The 14203-nt window shown below is 62.4% G+C and carries 13 protein-coding genes; 9 read left to right on the top strand and 4 right to left on the bottom strand.

The window, feature by feature from the left end; translation table 11 throughout:
• The first annotated feature begins 10 nt into the window (after positions 1–10).
• Positions 11–1108, top strand: a complete 1098-nt coding sequence (locus JOY50_RS15295) for an amino acid ABC transporter permease (protein ID WP_019470615.1) — start codon at positions 11–13, stop codon at positions 1106–1108.
• 10 nt (positions 1109–1118) lie between these two features.
• Positions 1119–1883, top strand: coding sequence for an amino acid ABC transporter ATP-binding protein (locus JOY50_RS15290; RefSeq protein WP_016498022.1), 765 nt, complete (start codon positions 1119–1121; stop codon positions 1881–1883).
• A 129-nt stretch (positions 1884–2012) separates the two neighbouring features.
• Here JOY50_RS15290 and algW read toward each other — a convergent pair whose 3' ends face one another.
• On the bottom strand, positions 2013–3173 hold the full coding sequence (gene algW, locus JOY50_RS15285) for a Do family serine endopeptidase AlgW (RefSeq protein ID WP_132842418.1): 1161 nt from the start codon (positions 3171–3173) through the stop codon (positions 2013–2015).
• 168 nt (positions 3174–3341) lie between these two features.
• On the opposite strand from algW, the gene JOY50_RS15280 reads away from it, so the two are divergent.
• The 3 genes from JOY50_RS15280 (at position 3342) to cysN (ending at position 7104) form a co-directional block, all read left to right on the top strand.
• A complete protein-coding gene (locus JOY50_RS15280; RefSeq protein ID WP_132842415.1) occupies positions 3342–4100 on the top strand; it encodes a Nif3-like dinuclear metal center hexameric protein in 759 nt (252 codons plus the stop codon).
• A gap of 169 nt (positions 4101–4269) precedes the next feature.
• Positions 4270–5187, top strand: a complete 918-nt coding sequence (gene cysD / locus JOY50_RS15275; RefSeq protein ID WP_003251799.1) for a sulfate adenylyltransferase subunit CysD — start codon at positions 4270–4272, stop codon at positions 5185–5187.
• 15 nt (positions 5188–5202) lie between these two features.
• Complete coding sequence (gene cysN / locus JOY50_RS15270; protein ID WP_132842413.1) at positions 5203–7104, top strand: sulfate adenylyltransferase subunit CysN; 1902 nt, start codon at positions 5203–5205, stop codon at positions 7102–7104.
• Positions 7105–7181: 77 nt separating this feature from the next.
• On the opposite strand, the gene JOY50_RS15265 is transcribed toward cysN, so the two are convergent.
• Complete coding sequence (locus tag JOY50_RS15265) at positions 7182–7661, bottom strand: Lrp/AsnC family transcriptional regulator (protein ID WP_132842411.1); 480 nt, start codon at positions 7659–7661, stop codon at positions 7182–7184.
• Positions 7662–7788: 127 nt separating this feature from the next.
• Here JOY50_RS15265 and JOY50_RS15260 point away from each other — a divergent pair, with 127 nt between their 5' ends.
• Entirely contained in the window at positions 7789–8985 is a 1197-nt protein-coding gene (locus JOY50_RS15260) for a methionine gamma-lyase (RefSeq protein ID WP_243055468.1), read from the top strand.
• 288 nt (positions 8986–9273) lie between these two features.
• Here the strand turns inward: JOY50_RS15260 and JOY50_RS15255 are convergent, their stop codons facing one another.
• Complete coding sequence (locus tag JOY50_RS15255) at positions 9274–9711, bottom strand: YhcB family protein (protein WP_016488987.1); 438 nt, start codon at positions 9709–9711, stop codon at positions 9274–9276.
• A gap of 135 nt (positions 9712–9846) precedes the next feature.
• On the opposite strand from JOY50_RS15255, the gene JOY50_RS15250 reads away from it, so the two are divergent.
• From JOY50_RS15250 to zapE, 3 genes are all read left to right on the top strand, one after another.
• A complete protein-coding gene (locus JOY50_RS15250) occupies positions 9847–10482 on the top strand; it encodes an alpha/beta hydrolase (protein WP_019473789.1) in 636 nt (211 codons plus the stop codon).
• A 25-nt stretch (positions 10483–10507) separates the two neighbouring features.
• Complete coding sequence (locus JOY50_RS15245; protein WP_132842406.1) at positions 10508–11857, top strand: tryptophan--tRNA ligase; 1350 nt, start codon at positions 10508–10510, stop codon at positions 11855–11857.
• A 165-nt stretch (positions 11858–12022) separates the two neighbouring features.
• Entirely contained in the window at positions 12023–13117 is a 1095-nt protein-coding gene (zapE, locus tag JOY50_RS15240) for a cell division protein ZapE (protein WP_016498030.1), read from the top strand.
• A gap of 33 nt (positions 13118–13150) precedes the next feature.
• Here zapE and JOY50_RS15235 read toward each other — a convergent pair whose 3' ends face one another.
• A complete protein-coding gene (locus tag JOY50_RS15235; protein ID WP_177313756.1) occupies positions 13151–14071 on the bottom strand; it encodes a GlxA family transcriptional regulator in 921 nt (306 codons plus the stop codon).
• Positions 14072–14203 lie beyond the last annotated feature (132 nt).

The following is a 14203-nucleotide window of genomic DNA, read 5'->3' as shown; positions in this document are numbered from 1 at the left end:
GGATACGCCCGTGAATGCCCATGTTTTCAAACCCGATATGCCGCCACCGGTGAAAACCGTCGGCGTGCTCGCATGGATGCGTGCCAACCTGTTCTCCAGCTGGCTCAACACGCTGTTGACCCTGCTCGCCATCTACTTGGTATGGCTGATCGTGCCACCGCTGCTGCAGTGGGCGTTGATTGACGCCAACTGGGTCGGCACCACCCGCGCCGACTGCACCAAGGAGGGCGCCTGCTGGGTGTTCGTGCAGCAGCGCTTTGGCCAGTTCATGTACGGCTACTACCCGGCCGAGCTGCGCTGGCGGGTGGACCTGACAGTGTGGCTTGCCGTCATCGGCGCTGCGCCGCTGTTCATCAAGCGCTTCCCGCGCAAGGCCTTCTACGGCCTGGGCTTCCTGGTGCTGTACCCGGTACTGGCCTACACCCTGCTGCACGGTGGGTACCTGGGCCTGGAAAGCGTACCGACCAGCCAGTGGGGCGGGCTGATGCTGACCCTGGTGATCGCTACCGTGGGTATCGTCGGCGCCTTGCCGCTGGGCATCCTGCTGGCCCTGGGCCGGCGTTCGAGGATGCCGGCCGTGAAGGTGGTGTGCGTGACCTTCATCGAGTTCTGGCGCGGCGTGCCGTTGATTACCGTGCTGTTCATGTCGTCGGTGATGCTGCCGTTGTTCCTGCCCGAAGGCATGAGCTTCGACAAGCTGCTGCGGGCGATGATTGGCGTGATCCTGTTCCAGTCGGCGTACATCGCCGAGGTGGTGCGCGGCGGCCTGCAGGCCATCCCCAAGGGCCAGTACGAAGCCGCCGCAGCCATGGGCCTGGGCTACTGGCGCTCGATGGGCCTGGTGATTCTGCCGCAGGCGCTCAAGCTGGTGATCCCCGGCATCGTCAACACCTTCATTGCCCTGTTCAAGGACACCAGCCTGGTGATCATCATCGGCCTGTTCGACCTGCTGAACAGCGTCAAGCAAGCCGCCGCCGACCCGGCCTGGCTGGGCATGGCTACCGAGGGCTATGTGTTCGCCGCCCTGGTGTTCTGGATTTTCTGTTTCGGTATGTCCCGCTACTCCATGCACCTGGAGCGCAAGCTGGACACTGGCCACAAGCGTTAGGAGTTTCGAAATGAGTGAAGCGATCAAGCAGCCTGCCGGCCCCGAAGGCATCATCCAGATGCAGGGTGTGAACAAGTGGTACGGCCAGTTCCATGTGCTAAAGGACATCAACCTGAACGTGCGCCAAGGCGAGCGCATAGTGTTGTGCGGGCCGTCCGGCTCGGGCAAGTCCACCACCATCCGTTGCCTCAACCGCCTGGAAGAACACCAGCAGGGGCGCATCGTGGTTGATGGCGTGGAGCTGACCAACGACCTGAAGCAGATCGAGGCCATCCGCCGTGAAGTGGGCATGGTGTTCCAGCACTTCAACCTGTTCCCGCACCTGAGCATTCTGGAAAACTGCACCTTGGCGCCCATGTGGGTGCGCAAGATGCCGCGGCGCAAGGCCGAGGAAATTGCCATGCACTACCTGGAGCGCGTGCGTATTCCCGAGCAGGCGCACAAGTACCCGGGGCAGCTGTCGGGTGGCCAACAGCAGCGTGTGGCGATTGCCCGTGCGCTGTGCATGAAGCCGAAGATCATGCTGTTCGACGAGCCGACCTCGGCGCTGGACCCGGAAATGGTCAAGGAAGTGCTCGATACCATGGTCGGCCTGGCCGAGGATGGCATGACCATGCTCTGCGTGACCCACGAGATGGGCTTTGCCCGCACCGTGGCGAACCGGGTGATCTTCATGGACAAGGGGGAGATCGTGGAGCAGGCGGCGCCGGATGACTTCTTCGACCGGCCGCGCAGCGACCGGACCAGGTTGTTCCTGAGCCAGATCCTGCATTGATGCTGTTTGGGCTGCGCGGCAGCCCTTCGCGGGCACGCCCGCTCCCACAGGTTTAGCGCTGGCTTTGGAGCCTGCGTAATTCCTGTGGGAGCGGGCGTGCCCGCGAAGGGCCGCAACGCGGCCCTGGGTTTATTTCTCTTCCTGGCTGGCAGCCGGCGCCGGCGGCGGCCGCAGCCCCACCTCGGCAATCAGCTTCAGCTGCTGCCCATTGCGCATCACCTCGATGGTGATCTTCTCGTTGGGCTTGATCCGCGCCACCTGGTTCATCGACTTGCGCCCGTCACCGGCCGGTTCGCCGTTGATGCTCAGGATCACGTCACCCAGTTGCAACCCAGCCTTGGCCGCCGGCCCTTCGCGGAAGATGCCTGCCACCACGATACCCGGGCGGTCCTTCATGCCGAACGATTCGGCCAGCTCCTGGCTCAACGGTTGCACCTCGATGCCCAGCCAGCCACGGATCACCTGGCCGTGCTCGACGATCGACTTCATCACCTCCAGCGCCAGTTTCACCGGGATGGCGAAGCCGATGCCCTGCGAACCACCGGACTTGGAGAAGATGGCGGTGTTGATGCCGACCAGGTTGCCACTGGCATCGACCAGCGCGCCACCCGAGTTGCCGGGGTTGATCGCTGCGTCGGTCTGGATGAAGTCTTCGTAGTTGTTCAGGCCCAGCTGGTTACGGCCGGTAGCGCTGATGATACCCATGGTCACAGTCTGGCCGACCCCGAACGGGTTGCCGATGGCCAGCGACACGTCGCCGATGTGGATGGTGTCGGAGCGGCCGATGGTGATTGCCGGCAGGTTCTTCAGGTCGATCTTCAGTACCGCCAGGTCGGTTTCCGGATCGCTGCCGATCACGCGGGCCAGGGTTTCGCGGCCATCTTTCAGGGCCACGACGATCTGGTCGGCGCCGCTGGTGACATGGTTGTTGGTCAGCAGGTAGCCCTCGGGGCTCATGATCACCGCCGAGCCCAGGCTCGACTCCCAGCGGCGCTGCTTGGGCAGGTTGTCGCCGAAGAAACGGCGGAACTGCGGGTCTTCGAACAGTGGATGAGCGCTCTTGTTCACCACCTTGGTGGTGTATAGGTTGACCACTGCAGGGGCAGCCAGCGTCACGGCGTCGGCGTACGACACCGGGCCTTGCATGATCCGCGTGGTCTGCGGTGCCTGTTGCAGGTTGACGTCCTGGCTGGGCAGGCCTACCCACTCCGGGAAACGCTGGATGATCAGCATGGCGATCAGTACGCCGGTAAGCAGGGGCCAGCCAAAGTAACGCAAAGCCTTGAACATGAACGAATCCTGGAAAGAGCGAGGGCCAGTGGCCGCGCAGTGGGGCATGAGCGCGCGCGATCATACACCGGTTCCCCCAGTGCCGGCGACGGCCCATAATGGCCGGCATTATACGGGCGTTCCATTGGCGTTGCGCCCGAGAAAAGCGCAGTTTTCGAGGAGATTTTCATGGCCGTCGCTCTAAACACCCTGGTCGAGGAAGCCGAGCGTTACCTGGGCAGCCCGAAGATCCAGGATTATTGCCCCAATGGCCTGCAAGTGGAGGGCCGGCCGCAGGTCAGCCGTATCGTCAGCGGCGTTACCGCCAGCCAGGCGTTGCTGGATGCTGCGGTCGAGGCCCAGGCCGACCTGGTGCTGGTGCACCATGGTTACTTCTGGAAGGGCGAGAACCCCTGCATTACCGGTATCCGCCAGCGTCGCCTGAAAACCTTGCTGAACAACGACATCAGCCTGCTGGCCTTTCACCTGCCGCTGGATGTGCACCCGGAGGTGGGCAACAACGTGCAACTGGCGCGGCAACTGGACATCACTGTCGAGGGGCCGCTGGACCCGGAGAACCCCAAGGTGATCGGGTTGGTCGGCTCATTGGCCGAACCTGTGACTGCGCGCGATTTTGCCCGGCGAGTTCAGGACGTGCTGGGGCGTGAGCCGTTGCTGGTGGAGGGGGAGCAGATGATCCGCCGGGTCGGCTGGTGCACCGGTGGCGGGCAGGGTTACATCGACACGGCGATTGCGGCCGGGGTGGACCTGTACCTGACCGGCGAGGCGTCGGAGCAGACCTACCACAGTGCGCGCGAGAATGGCGTCAGCTTCATTGCTGCCGGGCACCATGCCACCGAGCGTTACGGGGTGCAGGCGCTGGGCGATTACCTGGCGCGGCGGTTTGCCGTGGAGCACCTGTTCATCGATTGCCCCAATCCCATCTGATATCAGCGTCGCCCGCGAAGGGGCCGGGCCTGGCAGCCCAAACCCACAGTCATATCGTTAGACCTTTTCGATCTAGCTCGCCTCCTAAATAGAAGCAGCCGCTGTGATAAAGTGGCTCGCTCGAACACGGCCCGCAGGCCGTCCATAAGATCGTTTTTCGTGAGTAGCCATGGTCGACAAACTGACGCACTTGAAACAGCTGGAGGCGGAAAGCATCCACATTATCCGCGAGGTGGCCGCCGAGTTCGACAACCCGGTGATGCTGTACTCGATCGGCAAGGATTCCGCCGTGATGCTGCACCTGGCGCGCAAGGCCTTCTTCCCGGGCAAGCTGCCGTTCCCGGTGATGCACGTCGACACCCAGTGGAAATTCCAGGAGATGTACAGCTTCCGCGACAAGATGGTCGAGGAAATGGGCCTGGAACTGATCACCCACGTCAACCCTGAGGGTGTGGCGCAGGGCATCAACCCGTTCACCCATGGCAGCTCCAAGCACACCGACATCATGAAGACCCAGGGCCTGAAGCAGGCACTGGACAAGCATGGTTTCGACGCCGCCTTCGGTGGCGCGCGCCGCGACGAAGAGAAGTCGCGGGCCAAAGAGCGTGTGTATTCGTTCCGCGACAGCAAGCACCGCTGGGACCCGAAGAACCAGCGCCCCGAGCTGTGGAACGTGTACAACGGCAAGGTCAACAAAGGCGAGTCGATCCGCGTATTCCCGCTGTCGAACTGGACCGAGCTGGACATCTGGCAGTACATCTACCTTGAAGGCATCCCGATCGTGCCGCTGTACTTCGCCGCCGAGCGTGAAGTCATCGAGAAGAACGGCACCCTGATCATGATCGACGACGAGCGCATCCTCGAGCACCTCTCCGAGGAAGAGAAAGCCCGTATCGTCAAGAAGAAGGTGCGTTTCCGTACCCTCGGCTGCTACCCGCTGACGGGCGCTGTCGAGTCGGAAGCCGAGACCCTGACGGACATCATTCAGGAAATGCTCCTGACCCGAACGTCCGAACGCCAGGGCCGTGTCATCGACCACGATGGCGCCGGTTCCATGGAAGACAAGAAACGCCAAGGCTACTTCTAATTTCAGGGTTACTCCATGTCGCACCAATCTGATCTGATCAGCGAGGACATCCTCGCCTACCTGGCCCAGCACGAGCGCAAGGAACTGCTGCGCTTCCTGACCTGCGGCAACGTTGACGATGGCAAGAGCACCCTGATCGGGCGCCTGCTGCACGATTCGAAGATGATCTACGAGGACCACCTCGAAGCCATCACCCGTGATTCGAAGAAGTCCGGCACCACCGGCGAAGAAGTCGACCTGGCGCTGCTGGTCGACGGCCTGCAGGCCGAGCGTGAGCAGGGCATCACCATCGATGTCGCCTACCGCTACTTCTCCACCGCCAAGCGCAAGTTCATCATTGCCGACACCCCGGGCCACGAGCAGTACACCCGCAACATGGCCACCGGTGCATCCACCTGTGACCTGGCGATCATCCTGGTCGATGCCCGCTATGGCGTGCAAACCCAGACCCGTCGCCACAGCTACATTGCCTCGTTGCTGGGCATCAAGCACATCGTGGTCGCGGTCAATAAGATGGACCTCAAGGGCTTCGATGAAGGCGTCTTCGAGTCGATCAAGGCCGACTACCTGAAGTTTGCCGAAGCCATCAACCTGACCCCGAGCAGCCTGCAGTTCGTGCCAATGTCGGCGCTCAAGGGCGACAACGTGGTCAACCACAGCGAGCGGTCGCCGTGGTACACCGGCCCGACGCTGATGGAAATCCTCGAAACCGTCGAGGTTGCGGCCGACCGCAACTTCACCGACCTGCGCTTCCCGGTGCAGTACGTGAACCGTCCGAACCTGAACTTCCGCGGCTTCGCCGGCACCATTGCCAGCGGCGTGGTGCACAAGGGCGATGAAATCGTCGTGCTGCCGTCGGGCAAGAGCAGCCGCGTCAAGTCCATCGTCACCTACGAAGGTGAACTGGAAAACGCCGGCCCAGGCCAGGCCGTGACCCTGACCATGGAAGACGAGATCGACATCTCCCGTGGCGACCTGCTGGTACATGCCGACAACGTGCCGCCGGTGACCGACCAGTTCGACGCCATGCTGGTGTGGATGGCCGAAGAGCCGATGCTCCCGGGCAAGAAGTACGACATCAAGCGCGCCACCAGCTACGTACCGGGCTCGATTGCCAGCATCACCCACAAGGTCGATGTGAACACCTTGGAGCAGGGCGCTGCCAGCGCGCTGCAGCTGAACGAGATCGGCCGCGTGAAGGTTGCGCTGGACGCCTCGATCGCCCTGGACGGCTACGACAGCAACCGCACCACCGGTGCGTTCATCGTCATCGACCGCCTGACCAACGGCACCGTTGGCGCTGGCATGATCATCGCTCCGCCAGTCCTGCCGCATGGCAGCACCGGCCAGCATGGCAAGCAGGCCCACGTGTCTACCGAAGAGCGCGCCCTGCGCTTCGGTCAGCAGCCGGCCACCGTGCTGTTCAGCGGCCTGTCCGGCGCGGGCAAGAGCACCCTGGCCTACGCCGTGGAGCGCAAGCTGTTCGACATGGGCCGTGCGGTATACGTGCTGGACGGCCAGAACCTGCGCCACGACCTGAACAAGGGCCTGCCGCAAGACCGCGCCGGTCGCACCGAAAACTGGCGCCGCGCCGCCCATGTGGCGCGCCAGTTCAACGAAGCCGGCCTGCTGACCCTGGCTGCGTTCGTGGCCCCGGATGCCGAAGGCCGCGAGCAGGCCAAGGCCCTGATCGGCAAAGAGCGCCTGGTGACCGTTTACGTCCAGGCCTCGCCGCTGGCTTGCCGCGAGCGCGACCCGCAAGGCCTGTACGCTGCCGGTGGCGAAAACATCCCGGGCGAAAGCTTCCCGTTCGATGTGCCGCTGGATGCCGACCTTGTAATCGACACCCAGTCCACCAGCGTGGATGAAGGTGTGAAACAGGTGCTCGACGTGCTGCGTCAGCGCGGCGCTATCTAAGCGCTGGCCTGCAATTAAAAGACCCCGCTTCGGCGGGGTTTTTTATTTCTCGTTCCCACAGGTGCTGCGTATCCGTTTCAAATATGTTTTTCCGACACCGGAATCACCCGCCGCTCCTTCACCGCCTTGTAGGAAAAACTCGAATAGATCTCCTTCACCCCCGGCAGCCGTTGCAGCACTTCCCGGGTAAATTCCCCGAACGACTCCAGGTCCCGCGCCAGGATCTCCAGCAAAAAGTCATAGCGCCCGGAGATGTTGTGGCAGGCGACGATTTCGGGAATCTCCATCAGCCGCTGCTCGAACGCCAGCGCCATGTCCTTGGTGTGCGAGTCCATCATGATGCTGACGAACGCGGTCACGCCAAACCCCAGCGACTTGGGCGAGAGGATCGCCTGGTAGCCGGTGATGTAGCCGTTGTCTTCCAGCAGTTTGACCCGACGCCAGCAGGGCGAAGTGGTCAACGCCACCTGGTCGGCAAGTTCGGCAATGGTCAGGCGGGCGTTGTCCTGCAAGGCGGCAAGCAGGGCGCGGTCGGTGCGGTCGAGGCTTGAAGGCATATTTTGCCCTCCTGGTCCGTTAATTGTTGTTTTTGTTCCAGCAAGCACGCAGATGCGTGGGCTATTTTGGAAAAAATCGGGCAGCTTGGTGGCATAAGCTTATAACAAACCACAAGAGGCTGTTGCCATGCGCGGCTCCCATAACAACACCGGTTTTTCCACACGGGCCATTCACCATGGCTACGACCCGCTTTCCCACGGTGGTGCCCTGGTGCCACCGGTGTACCAGACCGCTACCTATGCCTTTCCCACCGTTGAATACGGCGCTGCCTGCTTCGCCGGGGAAGAGGCTGGGCACTTCTACAGCCGCATCTCCAACCCCACCTTGGCCTTGCTTGAGCAACGCATGGCCTCGCTGGAGGGCGGTGAAGCAGGATTGGCGCTGGCGTCGGGGATGGGCGCGATTACCTCGACCCTCTGGACCTTGCTGCGGCCCGGTGATGAACTGATCGTCGGGCGTACGCTGTATGGCTGTACCTTCGCATTCCTGCACCATGGTATTGGCGAGTTCGGGGTCAAGATTCAGCATGTCGACCTCAACGACGCCAAAGCCCTTAAAGCGGCGATCAACAGTAAAACGCGGATGATCTACTTCGAAACACCGGCCAACCCCAATATGCAACTGGTCGACATAGCAGCGGTGGTCGAGGCTGTACGTGGGGAAGACGTGCTTGTGGTCGTCGACAACACCTACTGCACGCCGTACCTGCAGCGGCCACTGGAGCTGGGGGTGGACCTGGTGGTGCATTCGGCGACCAAGTACCTCAGTGGCCATGGTGATATCACTGCGGGCCTGGTGGTGGGACGCAAGGCTTTGGTCGACCGCATTCGCCTGGAAGGGCTGAAGGACATGACCGGGGCAGCCTTGTCACCGCATGACGCTGCGTTGTTGATGCGCGGTATCAAGACCCTGGCACTGCGCATGGACCGGCATTGCGCCAACGCCCTGGAGGTCGCGCAGTTCCTGGCCGGGCAGCCCCAGGTGGAGCTTATCCACTACCCGGGCTTGCCGTCGTTTCCCCAGTACGAACTGGCACAGCGGCAGATGCGTTTGCCGGGCGGGATGATTGCCTTTGAGCTCAAGGGCGGTATCGAGGCCGGGCGGCGCTTCATGAATGCGTTGCAGCTGTTTGCCCGGGCGGTGAGCCTGGGGGATGCCGAGTCGCTGGCACAGCACCCGGCGAGCATGACCCACTCCAGTTACACGCCGCAGGAGCGGGCCCATCACGGGATATCGGAAGGGTTGGTGAGGTTGTCAGTGGGGCTGGAGGATGTGGAGGACCTGCTGGCAGATATCGAGGTGGCGTTGAAGGCGTGTGCATGAACTTGCCTTGCAGGATCGGGAACACTTGCCCAATGCCTTATGGGATCAGGCGATGGCACTTTGGGTGAGCTGGTGAATTGGCCGGCTTATCCAAGAGGAGTTTGACAATGACCGTAGTCCCGAAATACATCGACCTGTTCATTTGCCGCAGTGGCGGTGACGATGATGAAGGTGGCCAGTCCTGGCGCAAGCCTTGATCTGAACTGGGAGCCCCGCACTGGCGGGGTTCTCTTGGCGATTCAAAGCACAAAAAAGGCCTCTCGCGAGGCCTTTTGCATGTTCAGCAGATCAACGCTTGAGCCCGTAGCTCTCATCGAGCATGCCCGGCGAGTTCGGTGCTTTTGGCGCATAGTCGCGCGGCACTTCGGCGGTGTCTTTCGGTGGGGTCAGGCGGTCACGCGGGCCTTGCGGCGCTTCGGAATGCAGGGCAGCCAGCAGGCGCTGGCGAGTGACTTCATCGAGGGCCAGGCTGTTGGCGCCTTCGGCCAGGTGATCCTGTACGTCCTGGTAGCTCTGGGTCAGTTTCTTGACCAGCATGGCGGTGCTGTTGAAGTGGGTGACCACTTCGTTCTGGTAGCTGTCGAAGCGCTTCTGGATGTCGTCCAGTTGGCGCTGGGTGTTGCTGGGCGCTGCGTTGGGCAGCAGGCGGGCAACAATGAAACCGACCGCCACGCCGATGACCAGGGCCAGGGTTGGCAACAACCAAACAAGGAGCGAGAGTTCCACGAGTCCTTCCTCTATAAACGGCTTTGCTTTACGTTAACGGCTCAGACCTGCGCTGTATACCGCGAGCGATCGCAAATCAGAACAGAATTCCTCACCTAGACGAATCGACCCTTCCCGAGGTCACGGAGTAGTGCCTTGCTTGTCCGCGAAACCCCCTTGTTCATCGATGGCCCCGCCGGCCAGCTGGAAGCCTTGTACCTGGACGTGGCTGAGGCCCGTGGCGCGGTGCTGATCTGCCACCCCAACCCGGTCCAGGGCGGCACCATGCTCAACAAGGTGGTCTCGACCCTGCAACGCACGGCCCGCGATGCCGGCTACGTGACCCTGCGTTTCAACTACCGTGGCGTCGGCCAGAGCGCCGGCAGCCATGACATGGGGGCCGGCGAAGTGGCCGATGCCGAGGCTGCCGCCGCCTGGCTGCGCGCCAGGCACCCCGACCTGCCACTGGTGCTGATGGGCTTCTCGTTCGGCGGTTTCGTTGCCACCAGCCTGGCCGGCCGCCTGGAGGCCGCCGGGGTAACGCTGCAACACTTGTTCATGATTGCCCCGGCAGTGATGCGCCTGACGGCCGAATTCCCGCTGCCACAGCACTGCCCGATCACTGTGGTGCAGCCAGATGCCGACGAAGTGGTCGCGCCGCAGCTGGTTTACGAATGGTCCGACAGCCTGTCGCGCCCCCATGAGCTGCTGAAAGTGGCAGAATGCGGACACTTCTTCCATGGCAAGCTGACCGATCTGAAGGATCTGCTGCTGCCGCGCCTTTCGAACTGAGCCAAGCCTGAATAAGCGAACACCCATGACCACGCGCATTCTTACCGGTATCACCACCACCGGCACTCCGCACCTGGGCAACTACGCCGGCGCCATTCGCCCGGCGATCCGTGCCAGCCAGCAGCCCGGTGTCGATTCGTTCTACTTCCTGGCCGACTACCACGCCCTGATCAAGTGCGATGACCCGCTGCGCATCCAGCGCTCGCGCCTGGAAATCGCCGCCACCTGGCTGGCCGGTGGCCTCGACCCGGACAAGGTGACCTTCTACCGCCAGTCCGACATCCCGGAAATCCCCGAGCTGACCTGGCTGCTGACCTGCGTTGCCGCCAAGGGCCTGCTGAACCGCGCGCATGCCTACAAGGCCTCGGTGGACAAGAACGTCGAAAACGGCGAAGACCCGGACGCCGGCGTGACCATGGGCCTGTTCAGCTACCCGGTGCTGATGGCCGCGGACATCCTGATGTTCAACGCCAACAAGGTGCCGGTCGGCCGTGACCAGATCCAGCACGTGGAAATGGCCCGCGACATCGGCCAACGCTTCAACCACCTGTTCGGCCAGGGCCAGGACTTCTTCGCCCTGCCAGAGGCGGTGATCGAGGAAAGCGTGGCCACGCTGCCAGGCCTGGACGGGCGCAAGATGTCCAAGAGCTATGACAACACCATCCCGTTGTTCACCAGCGCCAAGGATATGAAAGACGCCATCTCGCGCATCGTTACCGACTCGCGCGCGCCGGGTGAAGCGAAAGACCCGGACAACTCGCACCTGTTCACCCTGTACCAGGCCTTCTCGACGCCGGAGCAATGCGCCGGGTTCCGCGAAGAGCTGCTGCAGGGCCTGGGCTGGGGCGATGCCAAGCAGCGCCTGTTCCAGCTGCTGGATGGCCAGCTGGCTGAAAAACGCGAGTACTACCACCAGCTGATCGCCCGCCCGGCGGACCTGGAAGACATCCTGCTGGCCGGCGCCGCCAAGGCCCGCAAGATTGCCACGCCATTCCTTGAGCAGCTGCGCGAGGCCGTGGGCCTGCGGTCGTTCCGCAGCAGCGTGCAGGCCAGCACCGAGGTGAAGAAGAAGGCCGCCAAAAGCGCACGCTTTGTCAGCTTCCGCGACGAAGACGGCAGCTTCCGCTTCCGCCTGCTGGCCGCTGACGGAGAGCAGCTGCTGTTGTCGCGAAGCTTCGCCGATGGCAAGAGCGCCGGCGCCGTGAGCAAGCAGCTGCAGCAGGGTGGCGAGGCCGATGTACGGGTCGAAGGCCTGAGCTTCGGCCTGTGGCTCAACGGCGAGCAGGTTGCCGAAGGGCCGCAGTTCGACAGCGCCGAAGCCCGTGATGCGGCCATTCAAAGCCTGCGTGATGCCTTGGCACCCCTGCAGGACTGAGGCTGTCGAACTGTGGGAGCGGGCAAGCCCGCGAAGCAGGCGCCGCGGTGCTTGGCACCGGCTTTGCCGGTGTTCGCGGGCGCGCCCGCTCCCACAGACTGATTGCCATTAAGCGGGCCTGTCGCTACAGTGACGGCCCGTTTTTTGTTGCCTCGCTAACGAATTATGACTCCCTTAGAACGCTATCAAGCAGATCTGAAACGTCCCGACTTCTTCCATGACGCGGCGCAGGAAACTGCGGTGCGTCACCTGCAGCGCCTGTACGACGACCTGGTACAAGCGCAGAACAACAAGCCGGGCGTGTTCGGCAAGCTGTTCGGCAAGAAGGAGCAGACCCCGGTCAAGGGCCTGTACTTCTGGGGTGGGGTAGGGCGAGGCAAGACCTACCTGGTCGATACCTTCTACGAAGCGCTGCCGTTCAAGCAGAAGATGCGTACGCACTTCCACCGCTTCATGAAGCGTGTGCACGAGGAAATGAAAACCCTCAAGGGCGAGAAGAATCCGCTGACCATCATCGCCAAGCGTTTCAGCGACGAAGCCAGGGTGATCTGCTTCGACGAGTTCTTCGTGTCGGACATTACCGACGCCATGATCCTCGGCACCCTGATGGAAGAGCTGTTCAAGAACGGCGTGTCGCTGGTGGCCACCTCCAACATCGTGCCGGATGGCCTGTACAAGGACGGCCTGCAACGCGCCCGCTTCCTGCCAGCCATTGCCATGATCAAGCAGTTCACCGACGTGGTGAACGTTGACAGTGGGGTCGACTACCGTCTGCGTCACCTGGAGCAGGCCGAACTGTTCCACTACCCGCTCAACGATGCGGCGCACCAGAGCATGCGTGCCAGCTTCAAGGCGCTGACGCCTGAGTGCACCCAGGCGGTCGAGAACGATGTGCTGATGATCGAGAACCGTCCGATCAATGCCCTGCGCACCTGCGACGATGTCGCCTGGTTCGACTTCCGCGCCCTCTGCGATGGGCCGCGCAGCCAGAACGACTATATCGAACTGGGCAAGATCTTCCACGCCGTGCTGCTGAGCAATGTGGAGCAGATGGGGGTCGCCACCGACGACATCGCCCGCCGCTTCATCAACATGGTGGACGAGTTCTACGACCGCAATGTCAAGCTGATCATCTCGGCCGAAGTGGAGCTCAAAGACCTGTACACCGGCGGGCGCCTGAGCTTCGAGTTCCAGCGCACCCTGAGCCGGTTGCTGGAGATGCAGTCGCACGAATTCCTGTCGCGCGCGCACAAGCCCTAAGCCCTTGGGGCTGCAAAGCAGCCCCCATGGCCCTCAAGCCTCTTGCATGAACTGCTGCCGATACTGGTTCGGTGACAGCTCGGTGTGCTGGCGGAACAGCCGCGCAAAGAAACTGGCATCGTCATAGCCAACTTCGTAGCTGATGGTCTTGATACTCTTGCGCGTGCTCGACAACAACCCCTTGGCGGTCTCGATCCGCAGCCGTTGCAGGTAGTGCAGCGGCTTGTCACCCGTCGCGCCCTGGAAGCGGCGCATGAAGTTGCGGATGCTCATGCCGTGGTTGCGGGCGACGTCCTCGAAGCGGAACTTGTCGGCGAAGTGTTCCTCCAGCCAGTGCTGGATCTGCAGGATGATCAGGTCCTGGTGCAGCTTCTGCCCGCCAAAGCCCATGCGCCCCGGGGTGTAGTTGCGCTGCACTTCGTAGAGGATGTCGCGGGATACCGCGCGGGCCACGTTGGCGCCGCAGAAGCGCTCGATCAGGTAGATGTACAGGTCGCAGGCCGACGTGGCGCCGCCGGCGCAATAGATATTGTCGGCGTCGGTCAGGTGCTTGTCCTGGTTCAGCCTGATCTTCGGGAAGCGTTCGGCAAAGCTGGTGAAGAAGCGCCAGTAGGTCGTGGCCTCCTTGCCATCGAGCAGGCCGGATTCGGCCAGCCAGAACACACCACTGGCCTCGGCGCACAGCACCGCACCGCGGGCATGCTGTTCACGCAGCCATGGCAGCACCTGTGGATAACGTTGCAGGAGGTTGTCGAAATCGTCCCAGTAGGCCGGGAGGATGATCACATCGGCGTCGTCCAGGCCACCGTCGACCGGTAGCTGCACATTGCTGAAGCTGTCCACGGGCTGGCCGTCGGGGCTCACCAGGCAGATCTCGAACATGGGCTGCAAGCCCAGGCCCAGCTGCTTGCTGTAGCGCAGGCTGGCGAGATGGAAGAAGTCCTTGGCCTGCATCAAGGTCGAAGCAAACACCTTGTCAATGGCCAGGATGCTGACGCGCCGCAGCGACGCGGAGGGTTGGGTAAACATCATTGTCATTGTTCTTATAGGGTAGAGTGGTCAATCACCGGCTGGATCGTCTTATTT

It is taken from the genome of Pseudomonas sp. BP01, from assembly GCF_022760795.1.
Taxonomy (GTDB): domain Bacteria; phylum Pseudomonadota; class Gammaproteobacteria; order Pseudomonadales; family Pseudomonadaceae; genus Aquipseudomonas; species Aquipseudomonas putida_Q.
Note: the sequence above shows the minus strand (reverse complement) of the source record. Positions and strands in the feature narration are given on the sequence as shown.